Source organism: Pseudomonas sp. CC120222-01a (assembly GCF_003097235.1).
Taxonomy (GTDB): domain Bacteria; phylum Pseudomonadota; class Gammaproteobacteria; order Pseudomonadales; family Pseudomonadaceae; genus Aquipseudomonas.
In genome coordinates this window covers 67,356-92,061 of sequence record NZ_QEQQ01000013.1, presented here as the reverse complement: position 1 = coordinate 92,061, position 24,706 = coordinate 67,356, and the positions used below count along the sequence as shown (strand labels likewise).

The following is a 24,706-nucleotide window of genomic DNA, read 5'->3' as shown; positions in this document are numbered from 1 at the left end:
CGCCCCTTGAGCTTTATTGACCTTCTGAGCTGTTTCCGCCTTGCCGCCCAGTCCTTTCCGAGCCGCTGCCATCCATCCCCGGCAGGTCGCGGTTGTCATTCTGCTTGGCCGGTGGGCTTTCCGGGTCATTGCCCTGGATGCGCGGGTCGGTATCCCTGGGCATGGGCTTTTCGATGGGGTTCAGGGTGCTGTCGACACCCGGCTGCGGCGCCGGGTTGTGCGGGTCATCGGGGTAGGTGGGCCCGGTGCCGACCGCCAGGGCCAGCGGCGAGCTGAGCAGGGCAAGCAACAGCAAGGTTGAACGGGGCATGGCAGGCTCCTTTGCATTGGGTAGGGCACATACTTGCGTTGGGCCCTACCCGCGATGCTCAGGTGCCATCACCCCGATCAGCGGTCACACTACCGTCGACAGCGCCATGATGAAGATGATGCCGACGATCGACAGGATCGTCTCCATCATGCTCCAGGTCTTGAAGGTTTCGGCCACGGTCATGTTGAAGTACTGCTTCACCAGCCAGAAGCCAGCATCGTTGACGTGGGACAGGATCAGCGAGCCGGCGCCGGTGGCCAGCACCAGCAGTTCGCGGTTGACCCCTGGCACCAGGTCGATCACCGGGGCGACGATGCCGGCACCGGTAATGGTCGCCACGGTCGCCGAACCTGTGGCGATGCGGATCACCGCCGCTACCAGCCAGGCCAGCATAATGGGTGAAATTTCCGCCTGCACGGCCATCTGCCCGATCACGTTACCCACGCCGGTATCCACCAGCATCTGCTTGAAGCCGCCACCGGCACCGACGATCAGTACGATGGCCGCAGTCGGTGCCAGGCTCTGGTCGAGCATCTTCATGATCTGCTGGCGGCTGAAGCCACGGGCCGAGCCGAAGGTATAGAAGGCCAGCAACAGGGCGGCGAGCAGCGCGGTGATCGGGTGGCCGATCAGGTCCATCCACTGGCGGATGATGTGCTCGGCCGGCAGTACCACATCGGCGAAGGTCTTGAGCAGCATCAGCGCCACGGGTAGCAGCACGGTGATCAGGGTGATGGTGAAGCTGGGCAGGTTGCTCTGGTCCGATTCCTTGGCAATCTGGTCCATCAGCTCCTGCGATGGGTTGCCGGGGATGTAGCGGGAAATGAAGTTACCGAACAGCGGGCCGGCGATGATCGCCGTGGGCAACGCCACCAGCAGGCCATAGAAGATGGTCTTGCCGATGTCGGCGTGGAAGATCCCGATCGCCAGCAGCGGGCCCGGGTGTGGCGGGACCAGGCCATGCACCACCGAAAGGCCGGCCAGCAGCGGGATGCCGATCTTGACCAGCGACACGCCCGAGCGCCGGGCGACGATGAACACCAGCGGAATCAGCAGCACGAAGCCGATCTCGAAGAACAGCGGAATGCCGACCAGGAAGGCAGCGAACATCATTGCCCAATGCACGTTCTTCTTGCCGAAGGCGCGGATCAGGGTTTGCGCGATCTGGTCGGCGCCGCCGGAGTCGGCCATCAGCTTGCCTAGCATCGTGCCCAGGGCGAGGACGATGCCGACGAAGCCGAGCACGCCACCGAAACCGTCCTGGAACGACTTCATCACCTTGGCCACCGGCATGCCGGAGGTCAGGCCGAGGAAGCCGGCGGCCAGGGTCAGGGCGACGAAGGGGTGGACCTTGAAATGGGTGATCAGCAGGATCAGCCCGACGATGGTGACCAGCGCGTCGAGCAGCAGGTAGGTATCTGTAGCCAGTCCGAACATGGTTGTGATGCCTCGGTCTTATCGTTGTTTTTGGCGTAGCTTTTTATTGAACTTTCGCCGCCTTCCGGCGTCGAGACAGCGCTATCTTTGGTGAGCCGGAAAAACCGCCGGTTCAGGCAGTCCGCGCCAGGTTCCGCTCACCGCAGGGCTTTAGCCAGGCGTCGACCGTTTCGGCGAGCACCGCAATCGGTTGCGTGGCGTCCAGCGGCAGGGTCAGCGGCTCGCCGCGGGGGGATTCGAGTGCGGCGAACTGGCTGTCGATCAGGCTCGCCGGCATGAAGTGGCCGGGGCGGGCGAGCACGCGCTTTTCGGCCTCGGCAGGGGTGAGTTCGAGGAACACGAACACCAACTCCGGCATCGCCGCGCGCAGGGTGTCGCGGTAACGGCGCTTGAGCGCCGAGCAAGTGAGGATCGGCCGTTCGCCAGCCTGCACCGTTGCTTGCAGCTCCTGGCCCAGGCGCACCAGCCAGCCGGCACGGTCATCGTCGTCCAGGGGGATGCCGGCGCTCATCTTGCGGATGTTTTCGGCAGGGTGGAATGCGTCGCCTTCGATCAGGCGACCGCCGCTTCGCTTGGCAATGGCATCACCGACGCAGCTTTTGCCGCAGCCGGCCACGCCCATCACCACGATGGCGGACAGGGGAGAATTCATCAGTACCTCCTGCGGGGTGAGATAGCGCTGTCTCGTCGCAAACGAAACGCCACCTCCCCGGTGTTATTGATCTTGTCCTTACGCAGTATGGACGCTTGGCAGCATGCTGCAGTGGCCACTACCAAAGATTACATTGCCTGCGTCCTGAGACAGCGCTACCTTAGTGGCCGTTCCCCATTCCTGCAAGTAGTAAAATTACAACATCCATGTCGCGCACAGGCTCCCGCACCACAGGTCGTCCCACGCTGGCTGAAGTCGCCAGGCTTTCCGGGGTTTCCCCGATTACCGCTTCGCGCGCGCTGCGCGGGGTCAGCACGGTTGCGCCGGAACTGGTGGAAAAGGTCGTGGCTGCCGCTGCTTCTCTGGGCTACGTCGCCAACCCGGCGGCCCGGGCGCTGGCGTCGGCGCGCAGCCAGTCGGTGGTGGTGCTGATTCCGTCGTTGTCCAACCAGCTGTTCATCGACACCCTGGAGGCTATCCACGAGGTCATGCGCCCGCGTGGGCTCGAAGTGTTGATTGGCAACTATCACTACGATCTCGACGAAGAAGAAAACCTGATCCGCAATTACCTGGCCTATCAGCCCTGCGGCATGCTGCTCACCGGCTTCGATCGCAGCGATGCGGCGCGGCAGATGCTGGCCGCCAGCGGCGTGCCTTGCGTGCACATGATGGAGCTGGGCGGTGAGGCGGGCGCGTTGTCGGTGGGCTTTTCCCAGCAGCAGGCCGGGCGGGCCGCAGCGACGCACCTGATCGAGCGTGGCCGGCGGCGCCTGGCGTTCATTGCCGCGCAGCTCGACCCACGGGTGATGCAGCGCGCCGAAGGCTTCCGCCAGGCCCTTGCTGACGCCGGCATGCAGGCCACCGAGCTGGAGATCCTGGCGCCACAACCGTCATCCATTGCGCTGGGCAGCGAACTGTTCAGCCAGCTGTTGGCGCAGGCGCCTGATGTGGACGGCATCTTCTTCTGCAACGACGACCTTGCCCAGGGCGCGGTGTTGCAAGCGTTGCGTCAAGGCATCGAGGTGCCACGCCAGGTGGCCATGGTCGGCTTCAATGACCTGCCCGCATCGGCGCACATGGTGCCGCGGCTGACTTCCATTCGCACCCCGCGGGCGGCTGTTGGTCGGGGGGCCGCCCAGGCATTGCTGGCGTTGCTCGATGGCAAGCGGGTAGCGACCGAGCAGCAGGATCTGGGCTTTGAGCTGATGGTGCGCGAGAGTTCATGAGGTTTTGCAGGAAACGTCGCTAACGGGTTAATCACCAAGTGATATCACTTGGCTTGCACGGCAACAAAGCCGATCTATGCTCAGAAAACCCTGGGCATCAAGGATCCTGGCGCCATGTTCGACTTCCACCGTAAGTCTGATTTGATCGAGATTCAGCGTACCCGTGAGGCCCTGGCCGAGAGCCAGGCCAAGCTTGCCGCGATCAGCCGCTGCATGGCCATGATCGAGTTCGCCCCAGACGGTACCATTCTTGATGCCAATGCCCAGTTTTGCCAGGCCATGGGCTACAGCGTCGACGAGCTGCGCGGCAAGCACCACCGGCTGTTCTGTGACCCAGGCTACGCCAAGAGCGCCGAATACCAGCAACTGTGGCATGAACTGGGGCAGGGCAAGGCCATCAGCGGCACGTTCGAGCGCGTCGACAAGGCTGGCCGCGAGGTCTGGCTGGAGGCCAGCTACATGCCGGTGCTCGACGCGCAACAGCAAGTTACCAGCGTGATCAAGGTGGCGGCCGATATCAGCCAGCGGGTCAAGGACGAACATGAGAGCGAAAGCCTGCTCAAGGCCATTGGCCGGTCCATGGCCGTAGTCGAGTTCACCCCGCAAGGGCGGGTGATCAAGGCCAACCAGAACTTCCTGGCGACCATGGGTTATCGCCTGGAGGAAGTCGTGGGGCGCCACCATGGGCTGTTCTGCCTGCCCCATGAACGCGAATCCGGCGCATACCGCGAATTCTGGGCTTCGCTCAACCGCGGCGAATATCACTCGCACCGCTTCGAGCGGATCAACAAGCAGGGCCAGACGGTGTATCTGGAGGCCTCGTACAACCCGATCTTCGACAACAAGGGCCGCTTGTACAAAGTGGTCAAGTTCGCCAGCGACATCACTGCGCAGGTCAGCACCCAGCAAAGCGCTGCCGATGCGGCTCACGCCAGTTCGGTGCAGACCGATGCCTGCGCGCGCAAGGGCACCGAGGTCGTCCAGCAGACCGTAGCGGTCATCGAGCAGATATCCCAGGAGCTCAATGATGCCGCGCGCAGCATCGATGCGGTGAGCAAGCAGTCGGATGTGATCGGGCAGATCGTGCTGACCATTCGCGGCATCGCCGACCAGACCAACCTGCTGGCCTTGAACGCGGCCATCGAGGCGGCCCGGGCCGGTGAGCATGGCCGTGGCTTTGCCGTGGTGGCCGACGAGGTACGCAGCCTGGCGGCGCGCACCAGCAAGGCGACGCTGGAAATCGTCGATGTGGTGCGCCAGAACCACGACCTGTCGCTGACCGCCGTGGCCAGCATGCAGTCGAGCCTGTTACGCACCGGGCATGGCGTTGCCCTGGCCAACGAGGCAGGGACGGTGATCATGGAGATCCAGCAGGGTTCGCGTCACGTGGTCGACGCCATCAGCCAGATCAACTCGACGCTGCAATTGCATTGAGGGCATCGCCCAGTTCCCGCAGCAAGGCCTGCAGGCTCGTTTCCAGCTGCAGGTGCAGCGCGCTCGTCGGCAGCCCCTGGGCATGGGCCTGTTCGATGGCTTCGCAATCCTTGACCACCCCGCGTACCCGCAGCATCTTGGCGCCCCCTTTGATGCGGTGAGCGAGCGCGCGCAATGCTTCGCGGTCGCTCACCGCATCAAGGGCCTGCAGGGCGGCCAGGTCTTCGCGGGCACTTTGCGTCAGTTGTTCGAGCAGGCGGCTGGTCAGCTGCTGGTCATTCTGGGTCAGGTGCTGCAGCTCGTTGAGGTCGAACCCACTTTCGCTTGGCGCGGGTGCAGCAGGTGCGGAGCGTGCCTGTGGCAGGTGAGCCTTCAGTGTCTGCAGCCCGATGGGCTTGAACAGGCAGTCGTCCATGCCGCTCTCCAGGCAGCGTTGACGCTCTTCGGCCTGGGCATTGGCGGTCACCCCCAGGATGCTGCAGGCGGGCTGCCCGCGTTGTTGTTCGAGTTGCCGAACCCTGCGGGCCAGTTCATGGCCGTCCATCACCGGCATGCTGCAGTCAGTGATGACCAGGTCGAAAGCCTGTGCTTGCCACAAGGCCAGCGCCGCTTCACCATTCTCGGCCAGCGTCACCTGATGGCCGAGGCTGTGCAGCTGTTTTTCCAGCAGCAGCAGGTTGGCGGGGTAGTCATCGACCACCAGGACATTCAGCGGCCCGCGGTCTTCGTTGTCGGCGACCGCGTTTTGTTCCCCTGGTGCAGGTGGCGCACTCAGTTGCAGCGGCAACTGGACGCGCACACGCGTGCCGACGCCTTCTACGCTTTGCAGGTCCAGTGTGCCTCCCATCAGTTCGGTCAGGGTCCGGCTGATGACCAGCCCCAGCCCCGCGCCTTGGCTCGCCCGTGGCCCTGAGGCCTGGGTGAAGGTATTGAACAGCCGGGCCTGATCCTGGGCGGAAATGCCGATACCGGTGTCGGTCACACCCAGTTCGACCCACGCCGTGTCGCCTGCGCTCGAGGGTTTGAACGTGAGGCGGGCCTGCACGTCGCCACGATCGCTGAACTTGATGGCATTGCTCAACAGATTGGAGAGGATTTGCTTGACTCGCAACGGGTCAGCCAGCACCCAGAGCGGAGTGTCTGGCAGCTCGCCTTGCAGGTGCAAGCCCTTTATCCGAGCATTGCCTTCGAACACGCGCAGGGTGCTGCGCAGCAGTTCGACCAGGTCGGTGGCAACTGGCTGCAAGGTCATGTGCCCGGACTCGATGCGGGAAATGTCCAGGATATCGCCGATCAACCCGAGCAGGCCGATGGCAGAGTCGTGAGCGGTCTGCAAGGTCTGGGTATCGCAGTGGCCTGAGCGGTTGTCTTGCAGCGCCAGTTCCAGCAGGCCTATGACCGCGTTCATGGGGGTGCGGATCTCGTGACTCATGGTCGCCAGGAATGCACTTTTGGTCTTGCTGGCTTGCTCCGCTTCGTCCTTGGCCTGGCGCAGTTGCTCCAGCAGCCCGCGACTGAAGGCCAGCTGCGCCTGCAGTGCGCGCTGGGCTTCGGTGCGCTGGTGGATCAGTTTGCGCAAGTAGCTGTTCCAGAACACCACGCCCGCCAGCAGCAAGGCTGATAGCACCAACACTTGCAGGGCCAGGGTGCGGTAGTTGCGCCAAGGGCTGTCGCTGACCAAGGTGCTGGTGCGCCAACGGTTTATCAGCTGCTCCAGCTCTTCCGGAGGGATGCTCATCAGCGCCTTGTCGAGGATGGCCTGCAGTTGCGGCAGGTCAGGCGCCACGGCAAAGGCGGCGACGGCCAGTTCGTCTCCCAGGATACCGGCGATACGCAGGCGACCCTTGAAGACCTGGTTGATGTAGTACGAGGCATTGATATAGCTGCTGTAGGCGGCATCAGCATCGCCGTTGGCCACCGTCTCCATCAGGCCAAGCGGGTTGTTGACCATGACCAGTTTCGCCTGCGGAAAGCGGCGCAGTACTTCGGCGCGAAGGTGCGAGCCCTGCAACAGGGCAATGCGCTGCCCATCCAGGTTCCTGGCGTGCAGCGGCGTCGGTGCCTGGCTGCGAGTCACCAGCACCCTGGGGCTGACCAGATAGGGACGGGTGTAGCGCAGTTGCGCGGCGCGTTCCGTGCCATAGCCCAGCGCCCCGATCATCTGTGCTTCGCCGTGTGCGACCTTTTCAACCATCTGCTGCACGGTGCCTTGCTCGATGAACCTGAACTGCAAGCCGGTACGCAAGGTGATCTGCTTGAGCAGGTCGACGGTGATACCGCTGAGATGCTGCTGGGCGTCGTTGAACGTCAATGGGGCCAAGGCCGTGTCGACCAGCACGCTGACCGTCGGATTCCGGGCTATCCAGTCCTTTTCTTCTTCCGTCAGAACTGACAGGTGACGCTCCAGCAACAGGCTGGTATTGCCGCTGCTCCAGCGCCGCAGAATGTTCAGGCGCTCGCTTTCGGTGATCCTGGCCATGGCTGCGTCGACCAGGCGGCGCAGCCGCGGGTTGTCATTGGCGAAAGCGAAAGCAAAGGTACCGGGCGCCACCTGGCAGAAGTGATCGATCTTCACCGTGCCCTGGTAACTCTTGCCAATCAGGAAATCGGTACTGATGGCATCGCCCAGATAGGCGTCGGCCTCACCCATTTCGACCGCTGCCAGGCCTGCCAGGGTCGAGCGATAAAGACTCAGTTGCGCCTTGGGGTAGAGGGCGCGGACGGTCTCGCCTGGCAAGTAGTGGTCGACCATCGCCAGGCGCAAGCCAGCCAGGTCCTTGGCCTGTTTCAGGGAGGCGTCCTCGCGCGTAACGATTACGGGCAGGTCGTCGGCATAGGGCAGGCTGAGGCTGAGCTGGGCATCGGCAGCTTCGAAGCCATTGGAGCTGCCCAGCAGGTCGATGGTGCCAGCACGCAACGCGGCGATCGCTTCATGGCGGCTGGCGAAGCGCCTGACCTCGATCGGCACGCCAAGTTGCTCTGCTATCAGCCCGGCGTAGTCGGCGCTGAGGCCTTCGTAATCGGCCAGGCTGACGTTGATCTCGAAGGGTGGATAATCTGGCTGTGAAGTCCCCATTAGCAACACGCCGCGCCGTTGTAGCCACTGTCGGTCAGCGTCATCCAGTTGCAAAGGTTTTGCGGCGCTGGTGGCGCGTGCCAGCAAATGCCGTGGCTCACCGTCGGCGAGCGCCATGAGTGGGCAGCAGAGCAGGGCGATGAGCAGGGTCAGGCCAGCCAGGACAGGTTTCATGCTACCCGCACGCTCAATTGACGTGGTTGCGCTTGGCCAGGTCGACCATTTCCACCAGTGACTCGGTCTTGAGCTTTTCCATGATGCGGCCGCGGTAGGTGCTGATGGTCTTGGCACTCAGGTTCATGCAAGCGCCGATGTTCTTGTTGTTTTCGCCACGAGTCAGGCGCCGCAGCACTTCCATCTCGCGGTTGGACAGGCTGCCCAGGCGCTCTGGTTCGCTCTCCAGGGTATTGCTGTTCACCGCCATCTGGGGGAAGGTCGAGTAGCCCTTGATCAGGGCCTTGAGGGCGAACACCACGGCCTCAAGGTCTTCGCCTTTGGTGACGAATGCACCGATGCCGGCATCCAGGCAGCGGCGTACGTAAAGATCGGTGGCCTGCCCGGTCAGCACCATGATCTTGGGGGCTGGCTCTTGTTGTTGCAGGCGCTTGATGACTTCCATGCCATCCAGGCCGGGGAGCCCGATGTCCAGCAGTACCACGTCGGGGCGTAATTCGCGCACTTTCTGCGCCACTTCACTGCCATTGTCGAGTTCGCCGACGATACGGAAGCGCTCTCGCTCGAGCAGTATGCGCAAGGAAAAACGGACGATGGCATGATCATCAACGATCAGCACGGTTGTCATGTCACTAACTCCTGTCGGAATGTGGTCGGTTTCCCGAAGCAATCAGGAATACGTCTGCAAGCTTTTTCTGCTGTGCGGCACGATACGACCATTCCGGATCCCTGGTAATGGCGAGTATAGATGTGTTGAACAAGCGAGCCGGTATTGTAGAAATTTCCTACAAGGTGGCCGTCACAGGCACCCTCGCAAGCGACGATGCCTGTGTCGGCGGAGGGTCAGGCGCAGGTCGGGTGAGGCTTGAGGACACGCTGGGTCGAGGCGGGGTTGTTGCGCAAGGCCTGGCCCACCCGCGTCGGGCGGGCCAGCAACTGGCCGCCGCAATTCGGGCAACGGCCCTGCAGGCGGTGGTCAGCGCAGTCGCGACAGAAGGTACATTCGAACGAGCAGATCAAGGCGTCAGGGCTATCGCCCGGCAGGTCGGCATCGCAGCATTCACAATTCGGGCGCAGCTCCAGCATGGTTATCCCTCCGGTCTGGTGGAGTGCGCAGTCTGCTCCGCCCCTCGTCAGCTTGGCAATGCTAGTCGCCGGGGCGGTACAGGTGGGCGTGGCCGGCGCGGTACAGCGCCGACTCGGCGAACGGCGCATCGCCGAGCACATGGCCGACAAGGATCAGCGCGGTGCGGCGGAAGCCCTTGCTGGCAACCTGATCGACGATACCGGCCAGCGTGCCACGCACCCAGTCCTGGTCCGGCCAGGTAGCACGATGAACCACCGCAACCGGGCAGTCGGGGCCGTAGTGGGGCAGCAATTCTTCGACGATGCGTGGCAGGTGCTTGACCCCGAGGTGAATGGCCAAGGTGCTGCCATGCCGGGCCAGATCACCGAGCTGTTCGCCTGCGGGCATCGGTGAGCTGTCGCCGTAGCGGGTGAGGATGACCGTCTGCGCCACTTGCGGCAGGGTCAGTTCACAGCCGAGCAGCGCCGCGCTGGCGGCGGTGGCGGTGACGCCGGGAATAATCTGGTAATCGATGCCCAGTTCGCGCAGGTGGCGGATCTGCTCGCCGATGGCACCGTACAGGCTGGGGTCGCCACTGTGCACCCGGGCCACGTCCTGGCCTTTGGCATGTGCGGCGCCGATGGCGTCGATGATTTGCTCGAGGTGCAGTTCGGCACTGTTGATGACCGTCTCGGCCTGATGCCCTTCGAGCACCGCCGCAGGTACCAGCGACCCGGCATAGATGATCACCGGGCACTCACGGATCAGGCGTTGGCCCTTGACCGTGATCAGTTCCGGGTCGCCGGGGCCGGCGCCGATGAAGTAGACCGTCATGGCAAATCCTTGAATAGATGAAAGAAGCGATTATCTGACGCAGGCCAGTGCCAGGGTAGCGGGGCCGCGCACCTGGCGGGTCACCTTGAGTATGGCGCTGGCGTGACTGAGGCTGGCCAAAGCCAGTGCCGTGCTCTCGGCAACGCCCCAGCAGCCGCTGTGGGCGTAGGCGACTGCAGAGCGGTGGCTGAGTTGCGGCGCGTATGCCTGCAGTTGCTCGGCGGTGAAAACCACCAGCGGCAGGGCGTGACGTGCGGCGAGTTGTTGCAAGCCTGGCTCGTCGGCCTTGCCAGCGATGCTGGCAAAGCCGCGAAGTGCCGTGGCGTCAAGGCCGTGAACCTGCAGCACGTCTTGCAGCAAGGCCTCGAGAACGTCCACCGGGCAGCCCCGCCGGCAACCCAAGCCGGCATACAGCGCCGGCATTGGCTGCTCGATGGCCATCAGGCGTGGCTGGAGCGGCGATACAGCCAGGCGCTGAGCAGGCCCAGCGCTACCCAGAAGGCCGCGTTGGTCAGCCAGGAGGCGATCTTGAACTGAGCCTCCAGGGCTTGCGGGGCCAGGCTTTCGTGGACTTCCGGCTGCGGCGCGCCGATCACGTGGGGTACCACCAGCAAGACGGCGCCCAGTGCCTTGAGCAAGCCATGACGCGCGAACACCAACAGCGCCAGGCCCAGTGCGGTCGCGGCGGCGGTGCCGACCCACCAGCTCTGGCGCTGACCGAGGTCGGCGGCAGCAGTGCCTGGCAGTTCCGGTGGCAAGCCCAGGGTCGGGGCCAGGCAGAACACGGCAAAACCGGCCAACCCCCACAGCGCACCCGTGCTGGTACGGCCCGGCTCACGCAGGCTGTACAGGGCGGCGAGGATCAGGGCGAAGCCGACGGCTACCACCAGGTTGCCGCCAGTGGTCGACAGGATGCGCTGCCAGCCATCTTCAGGCGACCAGGCTTCTTCGCTGTGGCTGTGGCCAGCGTCGGCTTGTTCGCCGTGGCTGTGGTGCTCGGCAGCGGGGGCGGCCGACTCATAGGTTTCCGCTTCGAGGATCAGCGGTGCGACCCAGAAGCTTTGCAGCAGGGTCAGCAACAGCGCGGCGAGCAGGCCGCTGAACCCGGCTGTGCGGGCAATACGCTTGATCATGGCAGCCTCAGTGGCAAGGGAAGGCGGCGCTATGGCGGGTGTCGTGTGCGGCGTTGTGCACGGCTTCGATGTGCGAGAACCCGGCAAAGTAGACCAGGCACAGGCCGAGCAGGCTGGCACCGACGGCGATGACCACCCGCTGGCTGAGGGTGACGGGAGTGGCGATGCTGTGTTTGGCGCTGGTGATGGGCATGACGCGATCCTCTGCTTTTTTGTAAGGGCAACGGACAGGCGCGGCAATCCCGGGCGCAAGGCGCCCGAGGGAATGCGACAGCGCCCGCCCACCGCGGGGTGTTCATGAACGCCAGGCCGGTCTCCGGGCTTGCGAGGAGGAGCAGGGCTCCTTGAAAAGCATCACCTTCCCATGCCGGACTGCGTGGCACAGTGGTCTGGACGCTTCGCTCGCTTACCGTTGCGGGGGCAGCACCGGATTTGCCCGGCCCTGGCAAGGGCCTGCGACGCACCGATTTCCCGTTTCACCCCCGATGGGGGCACCTGACGCAAGGCGTAAGGAGAGCACGCGGCGAGGGTGGCGTCAAATACAGATGAAACACGATCAGCGGCTGGCGACCGGCCCGAACCTCCCTTTTTTGCGCAGTCCAACGTAAGCAAGGCCTCGCTTCGCCTGGCCGGAGGTACGCACATGAAACGCAAGACTGCATGGGTTGTCGTGTTGTCAGGGTTGTTGTTGCTCAGTGGCTGCTGGCCTTACTGGCACGACGGGGATCACCACCATCGGCATTACTACGATGGAGACCGTGGGGGGCACCAGGACTATCGTCGCTACTGACGCAAGGCAGCATTGACTTCATGCCTTGCGCTTGCGACCAGCCCTGTGCCACGCAACAGTAAAGTTATGTAAAAGCTCGCCCGGGCTGGCCGGTTTGGAATTTACACTGGCAGCGCTGCCCTGCCTTCCATAAGGCAGGGCACCGGTTTTCGCCTTTTGGAGCGCTGTAATGAAGTTGAAGCATGTATTGCGTGCCGCCGTGGTGGCTGCACTGGTATCCACGCTGGCAGGTTGCTGGATGTTCATGCCGCCAGGAGGCGGTGGTGGTGGGGGGCATGGCGGCCCAGGCATGATGGGCGGCGGGCACGGTGGCGGCCCACGCTGACAGTAGTGATACAGACGGCTGTTCGCTCGCCGACCCAGGGCTGAGCGGATAGCCCGATTGCAATCATGACGCGTCGAGTAACCGCCCAGGGTTGAAGAAGAACGATGCAATCATTACGGCGCAGATCACTCCCAATGCGTCCGCGACCAGCAACAGGAATTCGCTGCCATCCCCCAGAAGCGCCTGCTGGCTGATGGCGAAGCTCACCCCATGGGGAAAGGCGGCAATGCCCAGCAGGGCCAGCGCCAACGCGGCTGACAGCAGCACGTTGTGCGCCTTGCCGAATGCCAGGGTACAGGCCCAGAACACAAAGATGCTGAACACGGCGAGACCCGCAGAGGTCACGAACTGGGCGAGTACTTCCAGCCACCACACCATGGGTTTCTCCTGAACGATGTGCCGGGTCGATACGCATGAGAATCATGGCTGATTGAAATCGTTCCGTTCGGCTAAAGAAATAGTGCGAAAGAGGGGGCGTTGCCAGTAATGGGACTTTGCCCATATAGCAAACAAGCCTAATGTGCTGCGCACTTTGCGCAGTAACATAGGCACACGAAAACCAAAAAAGGGCGTTCGGCTTGGCCACTCTTTCGTAAGTTCTCGATGGGGCAGCAGGAGCGTGTCGCGTGAAGCGTTCAAGATCGGTCACAGGCGCAATACTGTTAACCACTCTTACCACGTTGTTCATGGCCGGGTGCGCACAGAACCGGGATGTGCGGGATGGCCATGATTATACGTCCGGCACTACCGACAGAAGCACGCCCGCTTATCTGGGGTGTGTCAAAGGTGAACTTCAAGGTAACGTGAAAACCTATGAGGTCGATGGCGACAACTCGGTCAAGCTGTATGTCGAAAGTACCGACCCCACCCAGGCCGAAGGTTTGGTGGAACTGCGCGGCACCGGAACCCAGCGTCAGTTCACGGCCTACCAGCGCGACGCCTGGTACGACCATGGCAGATTGCTAGACGCTGCATTGATGTGCAAGAAAGCCTGAACCGTTGATCTGCAAGAGCAAAAAGCCCGCGCACATGAGAGCGGGCTTTTTGCGATGGGTGCTGATCCATCAGCGTGTTTCATTCTAAGGGATGGAGCGGTCCTGCCCATTCGACGGAAGTCTTGCGCCATGGCAATCAAGCCTGTTCGCGACCTTGGTGGATTACTCCATTGGCACGAATCTGGTTAGAATGGCGCACGTTCCAGTCTGGTTAATTGCAAATGCCAACCTTTCGCATCCTGTTCTGTGCCGCACTCGCTGCAAGCCTTGCTGCTTGCGCAAACCCAGGCAAGCCTACTGCCAGTAAGCTGACTTCGAAATCCCCGGACGTGTACGCCGCTTGCGTATTGCCAAAGTGGCAGGCGCTGTCGCCGCAGACCACGCAAAAGTCCATCAGCCATGGTTACCGCTTGACCGCACCGAGCGCGGTGACTTCAGACGAAGTGCTGGAAGTCGTCGAATATCACGATGGCAGCCGGGCAACTTTCTACAAAGGCAGCTTCCTGTCGAGCGACAAGCTGCGCCTGGCCGCCAGAGAGTGCCTTGAGTGACCGGCTGCCGGTTGCATCAGTAGCCCGCCCCGCCCATGCCGCCCATGCTGGGTAATGCCTGCCGGGACTTCTGCTGCGCATTGCTCCATTCGGCACAGGTGATGAAACTGGTCTTGTCGACCTTATCGGCCTGATCGAAGCTGACCATGTAAGGCTGCTGCTGTTGCCCCGGCTTGCTCAGCATGTAGTCGAAGCAAGTACCCGGTACTACCGTGCGGTCGGACTGGGCGCTCGGTTTGCCGCCAATTTGCAGGACTTGCGCCTTGCTCATGCCGGTGTCGACTTTGGCTACCAACGGCTGATCATGGTAGAGGGATGAGTGACTCGAACAGCCCGTGAGCGCTGCCATTGCCAGCATCAGCGCACAAGTTGATTGGTTCATGGCAGTGCTCCCGTCAGAGAACGCCGTAACGGAACAGCATCAATCCAGTCGGCTATTCATCATACGCTTGTATTGCTTCACTCGGCGCAGCGTGCACCACTGCTCCAGCAGCAGGGCGCGCAGGGGCGAGGCCTTGGCCTTCGGTTTGCTGCCCATGGCTAGCCGGCGCATCTGCAGCTTCACCAGTGCCATGTAAGCCAAGGCGGCGAACGCCTTGCGCTTCCAGCGAATCGGCGGCAGTTCGGCCAGGGCCTTGGTCTCGCCGGCTTGCCAGCGCCGGGGCAGGGTGGGGTCGACCGCCAGGGCGGTGGCAATGCCTGCCATGGCCACACCGCTGGCGAGTACTTGCTCGATCACTGGCAGGCGGCGAATGCCACCGGTGACCATCACGGGCATGCGGGCAATCGCGGCAATTTCGCGGGCGAACTCGAGGAATCTGCATCCAGAACTGCGCGCCTTGGGCACCGCCTTCGGCCCAGGCCTGATACAGGCGCAACAACTGATCGGAGGGGGTCTGGTCCTGGTTGGCGAGGTTTTCTTCCATGGCCGCCTTGGCGATGCGGTTGGGGATGACACTGCCATTGGGCAGGCGCAGGGGCTGGAAAGGGGTCATGCGGTGTTCTCCAAGGTAGCGCCGGGCTGAGGTCGCTGGAGATCATCACCTGTGGCCAGCAGGCGGGGTTCAGCCTGGAGGAAATGCGCAAACTGACCAGCGCATCGGGTGACGGCGCAGCACGGCATGATCTGCTGCTCGCCAGCCTCAAGCGCAAGGTGGCCGAAATTGAAGCCATGCAACTGCGCCTGGCGCAGAACCGCGCGCAATTGCTGGCGGTGATCGCCGGCATGCAGGGCAAGCCACAGGGCATGGATTGCGACGAGAATGCCCAGCGCCTGATTGCCGGGTGGCAGGAAGGGGAGCTGCCGACTGTCATCAAATGAAAACCCGCTGTCGCCCGATGCGAAGCACCCCGTCCCCCGAGCGCTTACATTCCAATTACCCAGAACTGACGCCCTGCGTCCAGATCGATGATTGGAGAGACAAGCATGTCCAAAGTCGTACGTTTCCATCAGACCGGTGGCCCCGAGGTACTGCGCTACGAGGATGCCGAGGTCGGTGAGCCAGGCCCGGGCCAGGTGCGCCTGCGTCAGGTGGCAGTGGGGCTGAACTATGCCGATACCTATTTCCGCAATGGCACTTACCCGATCCCGCTGCCCAATGGCATTGGCGTGGAAGCCTCCGGGGTGGTGCAGGCGGTAGGTGAGGGCGTGACCCAGGTGGCGGTGGGGGACCGGGTGACCTACACCGGTTTCCTCAACACCCTCGGCGCCTATTGCACCGAGCGGCTGATCCCCGCCGCAGCGCTGATCAAACTGCCGGAAACCATCGCCTTCGAGACCGCCGCCGCCATGACCATGCGCGGCCTCACCGCAGCCTACCTGATGCGCCGGCTGTACGACTTCAAGCCCGGCGACACCGTGCTGCTGCATGCCGCGGCGGGTGGCGTCGGCCTGATCGTCGCGCAGTGGGCGCGTCTGCTGGGGCTGAACGTGATCGGCACGGTGTCCACCGAGGCCAAGGCCGAGGTCGCCCGCGCCCATGGCTGCAACCAGATCATCAACTACAGCGTCGAGGACGTGGCCAGCAGCGTGCGTGAGCTCACCGATGGCGTTGGCGTCAACGTGGTGTTCGACAGCGTCGGCAAGAACACTTTCATGGGCTCACTCGATTCGCTCAAGCGCCGTGGCCTGATGGTCTGCGTCGGTACCGCCTCCGGCACCATCCCGCCGTTCGACCCACAGTTGCTGGCGATCAAAGGTTCGCTACAACTGACCCGCCCGGCACTGGCCGACTTCATTGCCGACCCTGCGGAAAAAGCCGACCTGGCCGGCGAGCTGTTCGACCATGTCAGCAGCGGCCGCATCCGCATCGAAATCAACCAGCACTATGCCCTGCAGGACGCCGTCCAGGCCCATCGCGACCTGGAAGCGCGCAAGACCACCGGCTCGTCGATCTTCGTCATCTGAAGAGGGCAACCACATGCACATCGAACAACTGACCTGTGCGATCGGCGCCGAGATCAGCGGCGTCAACCTGGCTGACGCGATCAACGATGACGACCTGTTCGAGCAACTGCGCGCGCAGTTGCTCAAGCACCGTGTGCTGTTCCTGCGTGACCAGCACTTCAGCCGTGCCGAGCACGTGGCCTTTGCCCGGCGCTTCGGCGACCTCGAAGACCACCCGGTGGCCGGCAGCGACCCGGAGCACCCAGGCCTGGTGCAGATCTACAAGCGCCCCGACCAGCCCAACGACCGTTATGAAAACGCCTGGCACACCGACGCCACCTGGCGTGAGGCACCGCCCATGGGCTGCGTGCTGCGCTGCGTCGAGTGCCCACCGGTAGGTGGTGACACGATGTGGGCGAACATGGTGCTGGCCTACGAGAACCTGCCCGCTGATGTGAAGGCGAAAATCGAAGGCCTGCGCGCACGCCACAGCATCGAAGCCAGCTTCGGCGCCGCCATGCCGATCGAAAAGCGCCTGGCGCTCAAGGCGCAGTTCCCGGATGCCGAGCACCCGGTGGTGCGCACGCACCCGGACACCGGTGAACAGGTGCTGTTCGTCAACGCCTTCACCACCCACTTCAGCAACTACCACACGCCCCAGCGTGTGCGTTTCGGCCAGGACGCCAACCCCGGCGCAGCCGACCTGCTGCGCTACCTGGTCAGCCAGGCCTACTTGCCCGAGTACCAGGTGCGCTGGCGCTGGAAGCCCAACAGCGTGGCCATCTGGGACAACCGCAGCACCCAGCATTACGCGGTCATGGACTACCCGCCATGCCATCGCAAGATGGAGCGAGCGGGGATCAAGGGCAGCCGCACCTTCTGAGTCAGCCGCCGCACATACGACCGCGGCGCACAGCACAATAACAATAGCGAGGACTACTGCATGCAATTCTTCGACGATTCGTTGCACCCGGAAAACATGGAAAAGGTGGTGATCACCGTCGCCCCGTATGGCCCGGAGTGGATGCCCGAGGACTTCCCCGAAGACATCCCGCTGACCATGGACGAGCAGGTGCAGAAGGCAGTCGATTGCTATGAAGCCGGCGCCACCGTGCTGCACCTGCATGTACGGGAACTGGACGGCAAGGGCTCCAAGCGCCTGTCCAAGTTCAACGAGCTGATCGCCGGGGTGCGTGAAGCGGTACCGGACATGATCATCCAGGTCGGTGGCTCGATTTCCTTTGCCCCCGAGGGCGAAGGCGAAGCAGCCAAGTGGCTGTCCGACGACACCCGGCACATGCTCGCCGAGCTGACCCCACGCCCCGACCAGGTAACCGTGGCGATCAACACCACGCAGATGAACATCATGGAGCTGCTGTATCCGGAATACCTGGAAGGCACCTCCCTGGCCCACCCGGCGATCCACGCTGCCTACAGCGAAATGACCGTGCCTGCCGGCCCGGCCTGGGTCCGCGAACACCTGCGCCGTTTGCAGGCCAGTGGCATCCAGCCGCACTTCCAGCTGACCGGCATGCATGCCCTGGAAACCCTCGAGCGCATGGTTCGCCGTGGCGACTACATGGGCCCGCTGAACCTGACCTGGATCGGTATCGGTGGCGGTTTCGACGGCCCCAATCCGTTCAACTTCTTCAACTTCATCCACCGCGCGCCGGATGGCTGCACGCTGACCGCCGAATCGCTGCTGAAGAACGTACTGCCGTTCAACACCATGGCCCTGGCCATGGGCCTGCATCCACGCTGCGGCAACGAAGACACCATCATCGATCAGCACGGCAAGCGCTTCGGCTCGGTGCAGCAGATTCAGCAGACCGTGCGCGTAGCCCATGAACTGGGCCGCGAAGTGGCCAACGGCAAAGAGGCCCGGGCCATCTACCGCATTGGCGAGCAGTACACCAGCATCGAGCAGACCCTCAAGGCCAACGGCATGGCGCCGAATCGCCAGCCGGGGCAGAAGGGCGTGCCGCAGCGGGCCTGACAAAGCATTCAAAGCCCTTGTGGGAGCGGCCTTGTGTCGCGAAAGGGCCGCAGAGCGGCCCCAGGATACCTGCGTCGCCGCAACGATTGCCGGGGCTGCTCTGCAGCCCTATCGCGACACAAGGCCGCTCCCACAAAAGCGGCGCTAATTTGGCATTGCTCCATAACAACAAGAACACCACCCACGCCAGATACCCCGAGGAGGCACCATGGCCACCTATCTCGCCAGTGCCGAAGCACCTGGCTCCGACACCGCGCACAGCGTCCCCCGGCGTTACGCCTGGGTTGTCTTTGCGCTGACCTTCGGCCTGTTGATCTCCGACTACATGTCACGCCAGGTGCTCAATGCCGTATTCCCCCTGCTCAAGGGCGAGTGGGCCCTGAGCGATAGCCAGCTTGGCCTGCTCAGTGGCATCGTCGCGCTGATGGTCGGCCTGCTGACCTTCCCCCTGTCATTGCTCGCTGACCGCTTCGGCCGCGTGCGCAGCCTGGTGCTGATGGCCGTGCTGTGGAGCCTGGCGACCCTGGGCTGCGCCCTGGCGGAAAACTACCCGCAGATGTTCATTGCCCGCTTCCTGGTGGGTGTCGGCGAGGCCGCCTATGGCAGCGTCGGCATCGCCGTGGTGGTGGCGGTGTTCCCCCGTGACATGCGTTCGACCCTGGCCGGCGCCTTCATGGCCGGCGGCATGTTCGGCTCGGTGCTGGGCATGGCCCTGGGCGGTGTGCTGGCCCAGCACCTGGGCTGGCGCTGGGCGTTCGCCGGCATGGCCCTGTTCGGCCTGGTGCTGGCGCTGCTGTACCCACTGATCGTCAAGGAAGCCCGCATCACCGCCAAATGCGTCGAACAAGGCCGGGGCCCGGCGAGTCGCCCGCTGCGCACCCTGTATGGGTCGCGCTCGGTGATCGCCGCGTATATCGGCAGTGGCCTGCAACTGTTCGTCGGCGGCACGGTCATCGTCTGGATGCCCAGCTACCTGAACCGTTACTACGCCATGGGCACCGACCGCGCCGGGGCGATTGCCGCCGTGATCGTGCTGTGCAGCGGTATTGGCACGATCCTCTGCGCGATGTTCTGTGACCGCCTGGGCCGTCAGCGCCCGGACCGCAAGATCAGCCTGGCCATCGGCTATTGCCTGGGCAGCTGCCTGCTGCTGTCGCTGGCCTTCGCGCTGCCGGCAGGTACCGCGCAACTGGTGCTGATCTGCCTGGGCATGATGATCGCTGTTGGCACCAATGGCCCGTCCAGCGCCATGGTTGCCAACCTGACCCACGCCGCTGTGCACGGCACGGCATTCGCCACCCTGACCCTGGCCAACAACTTGCTGGGCCTGGCGACCGGCCCGCTGATCACCGGCCGTGTTTCCGACCTGATCGGCCTGCACGCTGCGTTCCAGTTGGTGCCGCTGATGAGCATCGCCGCCGCCGCGGTGTTTTTCATCGCCAAACGCCATTACCACCGCGACATGGAGCGTCTGCAAGCATCGGTCAGCCGTACCGAGGAGTTGAGTTCGTGAAACAGACGTTGTCCGTCGAAGTGTTCTTCGATTTCATATGCCCGTGGTGCCTGATCGGTCAGCGGCAATTGCAGGCTGCCCTGTTGCTGCTGCAGCGCGAGCAGCCACAGGTAGAGGTGACCTTGCAGTGGCGGGGCGTGCAGCTACTGCCCGGCCTGCCTGCCAATGGCCTGCCATTCCACGCCTTCTATGTAGAGCGACTGGGCAGCGAGCAGGCCGTGCGCGAGCGCCAGGCGCAGGTGCGAGCGGCGGCCAGAGTGGTCGGTGAAGACATCGACTTCACGCGTATCCGCCGCATGCCCAATACCGCCAATGCCCACCGCTTGCTGCAACGTGCGTCCGGCCTGCTCGGCGCCAGGCGCCTTGAAACCCTGCTGACTCAGCTGTTCATTGCCTACTTCCATCAGGGCCGCGACCTGGGCGACAGCCGGGTATTGCTCGCCATTGCCCAGTCTTGCGGGCTGGAGGCGGCGCAAGTGGTCGATTGCCTGCGTGAAGATGGCAGCCCGTTCCTCGACGGTGCCGGGCGCGCGGGCAGCGCGGTGCCGTGTTTCCGCGTCAATGAGGGCCGCCTGCTCCCCGGCGCACAACCTGCCGATGTGCTGCTCGCGGCCATGCTTGAAGCCCTGCAAGTACAGGTGCCGGCATGAGCCGGCGGATCGCCCTGGCGGCGAACCAGGTGCCTGAGCGCAACGAACGCGTGCTGGTGGAGATCCACGGCAAGAGCCTGGCCGTGTTCAATGTGGCCGATACCCTTTACGCGATTGACGACAGCTGCCCGCACCAGGGCGCCTCGCTGTGCGGCGGGCGCCTGGAGGGCCGGGTCATCCAGTGCTGCGCCCATGGCCTGCGCTTCGACCTGGCCAGCGGCTACTTGCTGAACTCGACAGCGCTCAAGGTTCAGACCTACCCGGTCGAACACCAGGAGGGTGAAGTGTTCATCGTGATCGCTTGCCAAGCCTGATCGCGCTTCAAGGTGCCTGCTCGGCTAGCCTGGCCCGCCAGGTGGCGGGCGGCATGCCGAACTGGGCGATGAACCAACGGGTGAACGAACTGGGCATCGAGTAACCGAGCATGTCGGCGATGCGCCCCAGCGAATAGCCGGGGTTTTCCAGATAGCGCATCACCAGGTCGCGGCGCACGTTGTTGATCATGTCCTTGAACGTCAGCCCGTCTTCTTCCAGGCGCCGTTGCAGCGTGCGCACATTCATGCCCTGGGTTTGCGCCACCTGCTCGATGGTGGCGCGGCCCATGGGCAGCAGCAGGTAGATGGTCTTGCGCAACTCCAGCTCCAGTGATGGCGTGCCGCCGGCCGGCAGGGTGTCCAGGTAGCGCCGCGCCAGGCGCGCCATGGCCTCGTTGGCCTGGGGGCTGGCGCTGTCGAGGTCGGCAGCGGGGCAGACAATGCCGTTGAACTCGCTGCCGAACACCAGCTTGCAGCCGAAGATGCGCCGGTGGATGGCCAGGTCGGCGGGTGCGGCATGGGTGAAGTTGGCGCTGATCGGGTGCCACTGGGCTCCCAGCAGCGCCGCGCACAGGCGCAACATCACGCCGATGGCCAGCTCCGTGGCCTGGCGGCTGCACGGCGCCCGGTCGTTGATCACTTCCTCACGAATGATGACCGTCTTGCCGGCTTCCTCGACATGGATGGCCAGGGCGTCGTTGAGCAGGTGGCGATACTGCACGATCACTTCCAGGGCATCGCGCAGGTTGCGCTGGTGGCTGAGCAGCAGGCTGATTTCGCCAAAATCAGAGAGCTGGCGCGATTCGGCCATGCGCAGGCCAAAGGTTTCGCAGCCGCTGATACGGGCCGAATCTTCCAGCAGGGTAATCACGTTGGCGGCCGGTATACGCCGGTTGGGGTCTTCGAGGAGGGCGGCACTGAGGCCGACCTGGGCGAGCAGGGCGTTGGGATTCAGGCCCACGTGGCGGGACACTTCGAGGTAATTGGTCAGGCTGGCGGCACGGACTAGGGCGGGCATTGTTATTGTTTTCCGTCAGGCGGTCTGTGAGTTATAGCGTGAGTGTCACCTATTGAGAAGCACAAGTCCGAAACGCCCGATTGTCATCAAATGAAAAGTCGCTGACGCGCAATGTGAAGCACCCGCCGAGCCCCCTCTTTACTGTGAACCTCGTACCCGATCCAAGCCGAGGTTCTGACGTGGAAAGACTGCAAACCACCGCCACCGTGCTGATCATCCCTGGCCTGCGCGAGCATGTCAGCGAGCACTGGCAAACCCTGCTCGAAGCGCGCCTGGCCAAGGTCCGCAGCGTGCCGCCGTTGCAGGTCGACGGGCTTGCCTGCAACACCCGTGTCGAAGCGATCCAGCGTGAACTTGAGCAGATCGACGGCGAAGTGGTGCTGGTGGCGCACAGCGCTGGCGTGCTGATGGTGGCCCACTGGGCGGCGCGCTATCAGCGGCCGATCAAAGGCGCCTTGCTGGCAGCTCCACCAGACCTGCACGCCCAGTGGCCGGCTCACTACCCCAGCCCGCAAAGCCTGGCCGAGCAGGGTTGGTCGCCCTTGCCGATGGCGCCGTTGCCGTTCCCCAGCATCGTCGCCGCCAGCAGCAACGACCACCTGGCCAGCTTCGAAGCCGCCGGCGTCATGGCCCAGGCCTGGGGCAGCGAGCTGGTCGCCCTTGGGCCAGTCGGCCACCTCAACCCGGCAGCCGGCTTCGGCCCCTGGCCGCTGGCGGAACACCTGATTCGTCGCCTGGACCACTGATCTGCCAACCGCGCACGGATGCCCAGGCCAAGCCCGCAGATGACGGGCGGCCCAAAACAACAAGAACAATAAGTGGAGTCATCGCAATGCCAGAACACCGCATTCACCGTGCTGTGAAACCACAGCGCTGCCTGCTCGCCTGCGCCATCAGCCTGCTCAGCCTGCCCGGCGCGCAAGCCTTCGAAGTCACTACCGGCAGCGAAGACTGGGCCGTACGCTTCGACAACACCGTCAAGTACAACTACGGCGTGCGCACCGAAAGCGCCGACAAACGCATGCTCGGCACCCCCAACAGCAACGACGGTGACTACAACTTCCGCAAGGCCGGCACCACGGTCACCAACCGGGTCGACCTGTTGACCGAGCTGGATGTGGTCTACCAAGGCAACACCGGTTTCCGGGTCAGCACCGCCAGCTGGTACGACAAGGCTTATGACAACACCGGCTCCAACAGCAACCCGTTCGTCAACGGCAACGGTGACCAGTCCGGTATCAACCCCAGCCTCAACGGCCTGCCGGGTACAGGCGTACCGCTGGGCAGCCCGCACCTGAGCAACTATGCCCAGCGCTACTACAGCGGCCCCTCTGGCGAAGTGCTGGATGCCTTCGTGTTCTTCAGCCGCGACGTCGGCGAGGAGTCGCAGATCAGCGCCAAAGTCGGCCAGCACAACCTGTTCTGGGGTGAAACCCTGCTTAACCCGGTGCACTCGCTGAGCTATGGCCAGTCCGGTCTGGACCTGGCCAAACTGGCGGCCTCGCCAGGCACCGAGGCCAAGGAACTGTTCGTGCCGCGCAACCAGCTGTCCACGTCGTTCATGGTCAACCCTGAGCTGACCCTGGGGGCACAGTACTTCTTCGACTGGGATGCCGCGCGCTTGCCGGAAGCCGGCACCTTCTATGGCGGTTCCGACGTGGTGGGCGAGGGCGCCCAGAGCTTCCTGCTCGGCCACACCGGCACCCCGGGGTTGATCCCGGTGCGCGGTGCGCTCACCACCATTCGCCGTGGCGACGACCTGACCCCGCGCAACAGCGGCGACTGGGGCGTCATGGCCAAGTGGTCGCCCGAATGGCTCGGCGGCACCCTGGGCTTCTACTACCGCAAGACCTCCGAGATCCTGCCCCAGGCCTGGCTCGACGCACGCGGCATGACCGTGGCCCGTGGCCCGTTCGGCGCGCCGCCGGCCAGCCGCCAGGGCGCGGTCGGCAACCTGTACAACTCGCTGCAGAGCACCACCTACCAGTTCGCCTATTCCGACGACATCGACATCTATGGCCTGAGCCTGTCCAAGGACATCGGCGGCATCAGCGTCGGCAGCGACCTCAACATTCGCCACCACATGCCCCTGGCGAGCATCCCGGCCATCGTCAGTGCCCCCGGCACCGCCGGCCTGGGTGGTGGCTTCGGCCTGCTGCCGCCACGCCTGGCCAGCAGCGGGGTGATCTACGACGTGCCCAAGGACGGCGACAGCCTGAGCGCCACCGGTGAAACCCTGCACTGGACCCTCAACGGCCTGATGACCATCGGCGACACGCCGCTGTTCGATTCGGCAACCCTGCTTGGCGAGCTGTTTTACAGCAACCTGCTCAAGCTCGATGGCCACAACGAGGCCTTGTACAAGGGCAAGAGCAGCTACCGCGGCATCGACCAGCCGACCCGCGACAACTGGGGCATCGCCGTCAACTTCACCCCCACCTGGTTCCAGGTGATGCCCGGTATCGACCTGAGCATGCCGCTGTCGGTCAACGTCGGCATCGACGGTGTGTCGCCGGTGCAGGGCGGCGGCGCCAAGGACACGGGCAACTATGCGGTCGGCGTCAGCGCCGCCATCTACAACCAGTACTTCGTCGACTTCAAGTACGTCGACAGCTTCGGCAAGACCCAGTCCTGCAAGGATGGCCAGACCGACGGCAGCACGCCGAACGCCCTCGACGGCGAACAGGACTACACCTGCTACGGCGGCGGCTATGCCTCCTTCTCCGGCGGTGGTGCCACCACCGAAGACCGTGGCGCCCTGTACCTGACCCTCAAGACCACGTTCTGAGACCTGTCCCCCACAGACTTCACAGGAAAACAACAATC

The 24,706-nt window shown here is 63.7% G+C and carries 28 protein-coding genes, 1 pseudogene and 1 riboswitch; of the genes and pseudogenes, 15 read left to right on the top strand and 14 right to left on the bottom strand.

The features are described 5' to 3' along the window. Positions 1-13: 13 nt before the first annotated feature. The 3 genes from N430_RS17530 to N430_RS17520 form a co-directional block, all read right to left on the bottom strand. Positions 14-310 (bottom strand): hypothetical protein, encoded by a 297-nt coding sequence (locus tag N430_RS17530; RefSeq protein ID WP_110638062.1) that lies wholly within the window; start codon positions 308-310, stop codon positions 14-16. 84 nt (positions 311-394) lie between these two features. Further along, positions 395-1,747 carry a GntP family permease gene (locus N430_RS17525; RefSeq protein WP_110638061.1) on the bottom strand — a complete coding sequence of 451 codons (1,353 nt, stop codon included), beginning with the start codon at positions 1,745-1,747 and terminating at the stop codon, positions 395-397. A 112-nt stretch (positions 1,748-1,859) separates the two neighbouring features. Further along, positions 1,860-2,399: a gluconokinase gene (locus N430_RS17520; protein WP_110638060.1), complete on the bottom strand. Its 540-nt coding sequence runs from the start codon at positions 2,397-2,399 to the stop codon at positions 1,860-1,862. A 206-nt stretch (positions 2,400-2,605) separates the two neighbouring features. Here N430_RS17520 and N430_RS17515 point away from each other — a divergent pair, with 206 nt between their 5' ends. The 3 genes and pseudogenes from N430_RS17515 to N430_RS30015 all read left to right on the top strand — a co-directional run bounded on the left by N430_RS17515 (position 2,606) and on the right by N430_RS30015 (position 5,059). After that, positions 2,606-3,625 (top strand): LacI family DNA-binding transcriptional regulator, encoded by a 1,020-nt coding sequence (locus N430_RS17515; protein WP_110638059.1) that lies wholly within the window; start codon positions 2,606-2,608, stop codon positions 3,623-3,625. Positions 3,626-3,739: 114 nt separating this feature from the next. Continuing rightward, positions 3,740-4,522: pseudogene (locus N430_RS30020) on the top strand (PAS domain-containing protein); the annotation flags it as partial. Between the two features lie 42 nt (positions 4,523-4,564). Further along, positions 4,565-5,059 (top strand): methyl-accepting chemotaxis protein, encoded by a 495-nt coding sequence (locus N430_RS30015; protein ID WP_256592145.1) that lies wholly within the window; start codon positions 4,565-4,567, stop codon positions 5,057-5,059. Here the strand turns inward: N430_RS30015 and N430_RS17505 are convergent. The 7 genes from N430_RS17505 to N430_RS17475 all read right to left on the bottom strand — a co-directional run bounded on the left by N430_RS17505 (position 5,034) and on the right by N430_RS17475 (position 11,535). After that, positions 5,034-8,309: a transporter substrate-binding domain-containing protein gene (locus N430_RS17505; protein ID WP_110638057.1), complete on the bottom strand. Its 3,276-nt coding sequence runs from the start codon at positions 8,307-8,309 to the stop codon at positions 5,034-5,036. The genes N430_RS30015 and N430_RS17505 overlap by 26 nt on opposite strands. Positions 8,310-8,322: 13 nt before the next feature. Further along, positions 8,323-8,937, bottom strand: coding sequence for a response regulator transcription factor (locus N430_RS17500; protein WP_110638056.1), 615 nt, complete (start codon positions 8,935-8,937; stop codon positions 8,323-8,325). Positions 8,938-9,152: 215 nt separating this feature from the next. Then, positions 9,153-9,395, bottom strand: a complete 243-nt coding sequence (locus tag N430_RS17495) for a DUF1272 domain-containing protein (protein WP_110638055.1) — start codon at positions 9,393-9,395, stop codon at positions 9,153-9,155. 61 nt (positions 9,396-9,456) lie between these two features. After that, the gene (gene cobM / locus N430_RS17490) at positions 9,457-10,209 is read right to left on the bottom strand and encodes a precorrin-4 C(11)-methyltransferase (RefSeq protein WP_110638054.1); all 753 of its coding nucleotides are present in this window, start codon (positions 10,207-10,209) and stop codon (positions 9,457-9,459) included. Between the two features lie 30 nt (positions 10,210-10,239). Continuing rightward, positions 10,240-10,632 (bottom strand): cobalamin biosynthesis protein, encoded by a 393-nt coding sequence (locus N430_RS17485; RefSeq protein WP_110638135.1) that lies wholly within the window; start codon positions 10,630-10,632, stop codon positions 10,240-10,242. 17 nt (positions 10,633-10,649) lie between these two features. Next, positions 10,650-11,342, bottom strand: a complete 693-nt coding sequence (locus tag N430_RS17480; RefSeq protein ID WP_110638053.1) for a CbtA family protein — start codon at positions 11,340-11,342, stop codon at positions 10,650-10,652. A 7-nt stretch (positions 11,343-11,349) separates the two neighbouring features. Beyond that, positions 11,350-11,535, bottom strand: coding sequence for a CbtB domain-containing protein (locus N430_RS17475; RefSeq protein WP_110638052.1), 186 nt, complete (start codon positions 11,533-11,535; stop codon positions 11,350-11,352). A 96-nt stretch (positions 11,536-11,631) separates the two neighbouring features. Next, positions 11,632-11,856, bottom strand: a riboswitch (cobalamin riboswitch). Between the two features lie 445 nt (positions 11,857-12,301). Here N430_RS17475 and N430_RS29470 point away from each other — a divergent pair. Next, positions 12,302-12,457, top strand: a complete 156-nt coding sequence (locus tag N430_RS29470) for a hypothetical protein (protein WP_165837362.1) — start codon at positions 12,302-12,304, stop codon at positions 12,455-12,457. Positions 12,458-12,520: 63 nt separating this feature from the next. Here the strand turns inward: N430_RS29470 and N430_RS17470 are convergent, their stop codons facing one another. Beyond that, positions 12,521-12,835 carry a hypothetical protein gene (locus N430_RS17470; RefSeq protein ID WP_110638051.1) on the bottom strand — a complete coding sequence of 105 codons (315 nt, stop codon included), beginning with the start codon at positions 12,833-12,835 and terminating at the stop codon, positions 12,521-12,523. Positions 12,836-13,083: 248 nt separating this feature from the next. Between N430_RS17470 and N430_RS17465 the strand changes: the two genes are divergently transcribed. Together N430_RS17465 and N430_RS17460 are read left to right on the top strand one after the other, a co-directional pair. After that, positions 13,084-13,452: a hypothetical protein gene (locus tag N430_RS17465; RefSeq protein WP_110638050.1), complete on the top strand. Its 369-nt coding sequence runs from the start codon at positions 13,084-13,086 to the stop codon at positions 13,450-13,452. A gap of 221 nt (positions 13,453-13,673) precedes the next feature. Further along, the gene (locus N430_RS17460) at positions 13,674-14,003 is read left to right on the top strand and encodes a hypothetical protein (protein WP_110638049.1); all 330 of its coding nucleotides are present in this window, start codon (positions 13,674-13,676) and stop codon (positions 14,001-14,003) included. Between the two features lie 16 nt (positions 14,004-14,019). Here N430_RS17460 and osmE read toward each other — a convergent pair whose 3' ends face one another. Next, complete coding sequence (gene osmE / locus N430_RS17455) at positions 14,020-14,385, bottom strand: osmotically-inducible lipoprotein OsmE (protein WP_110638048.1); 366 nt, start codon at positions 14,383-14,385, stop codon at positions 14,020-14,022. Positions 14,386-14,424: 39 nt separating this feature from the next. Beyond that, a complete protein-coding gene (locus N430_RS30010) occupies positions 14,425-14,781 on the bottom strand; it encodes a hypothetical protein (protein WP_371922781.1) in 357 nt (118 codons plus the stop codon). 243 nt (positions 14,782-15,024) lie between these two features. Here N430_RS30010 and N430_RS17445 point away from each other — a divergent pair, with 243 nt between their 5' ends. From N430_RS17445 to N430_RS17415, 7 genes are all read left to right on the top strand, one after another. Then, a complete protein-coding gene (locus N430_RS17445) occupies positions 15,025-15,324 on the top strand; it encodes a MerR family DNA-binding protein (RefSeq protein WP_110638047.1) in 300 nt (99 codons plus the stop codon). A 105-nt stretch (positions 15,325-15,429) separates the two neighbouring features. Continuing rightward, positions 15,430-16,410, top strand: a complete 981-nt coding sequence (locus N430_RS17440) for a quinone oxidoreductase (RefSeq protein ID WP_110638046.1) — start codon at positions 15,430-15,432, stop codon at positions 16,408-16,410. Between the two features lie 13 nt (positions 16,411-16,423). Beyond that, the gene (locus N430_RS17435; RefSeq protein ID WP_110638045.1) at positions 16,424-17,272 is read left to right on the top strand and encodes a TauD/TfdA family dioxygenase; all 849 of its coding nucleotides are present in this window, start codon (positions 16,424-16,426) and stop codon (positions 17,270-17,272) included. Positions 17,273-17,332: 60 nt separating this feature from the next. Further along, positions 17,333-18,385, top strand: a complete 1,053-nt coding sequence (locus N430_RS17430) for a 3-keto-5-aminohexanoate cleavage protein (RefSeq protein ID WP_110638044.1) — start codon at positions 17,333-17,335, stop codon at positions 18,383-18,385. Between the two features lie 208 nt (positions 18,386-18,593). After that, positions 18,594-19,898, top strand: a complete 1,305-nt coding sequence (locus N430_RS17425; RefSeq protein ID WP_110638043.1) for an MFS transporter — start codon at positions 18,594-18,596, stop codon at positions 19,896-19,898. Continuing rightward, the gene (locus N430_RS17420; RefSeq protein WP_110638042.1) at positions 19,895-20,548 is read left to right on the top strand and encodes a DsbA family protein; all 654 of its coding nucleotides are present in this window, start codon (positions 19,895-19,897) and stop codon (positions 20,546-20,548) included. Before N430_RS17425 ends, N430_RS17420 begins: the two co-directional genes overlap by 4 nt. Then, on the top strand, positions 20,545-20,862 hold the full coding sequence (locus tag N430_RS17415; protein ID WP_110638041.1) for a Rieske 2Fe-2S domain-containing protein: 318 nt from the start codon (positions 20,545-20,547) through the stop codon (positions 20,860-20,862). Before N430_RS17420 ends, N430_RS17415 begins: the two co-directional genes overlap by 4 nt. Before the next feature lie 7 nt (positions 20,863-20,869). Here N430_RS17415 and N430_RS17410 read toward each other — a convergent pair whose 3' ends face one another. Further along, positions 20,870-21,880 (bottom strand): AraC family transcriptional regulator, encoded by a 1,011-nt coding sequence (locus tag N430_RS17410; RefSeq protein WP_110638040.1) that lies wholly within the window; start codon positions 21,878-21,880, stop codon positions 20,870-20,872. 179 nt (positions 21,881-22,059) lie between these two features. On the opposite strand from N430_RS17410, the gene N430_RS17405 reads away from it, so the two are divergent. Continuing rightward, the gene (locus N430_RS17405) at positions 22,060-22,626 is read left to right on the top strand and encodes an alpha/beta hydrolase (RefSeq protein WP_110638039.1); all 567 of its coding nucleotides are present in this window, start codon (positions 22,060-22,062) and stop codon (positions 22,624-22,626) included. 86 nt (positions 22,627-22,712) lie between these two features. Beyond that, the gene (locus N430_RS17400; protein ID WP_110638038.1) at positions 22,713-24,668 is read left to right on the top strand and encodes a DUF1302 domain-containing protein; all 1,956 of its coding nucleotides are present in this window, start codon (positions 22,713-22,715) and stop codon (positions 24,666-24,668) included. The last annotated feature ends 38 nt before the right edge of the window (positions 24,669-24,706 follow it).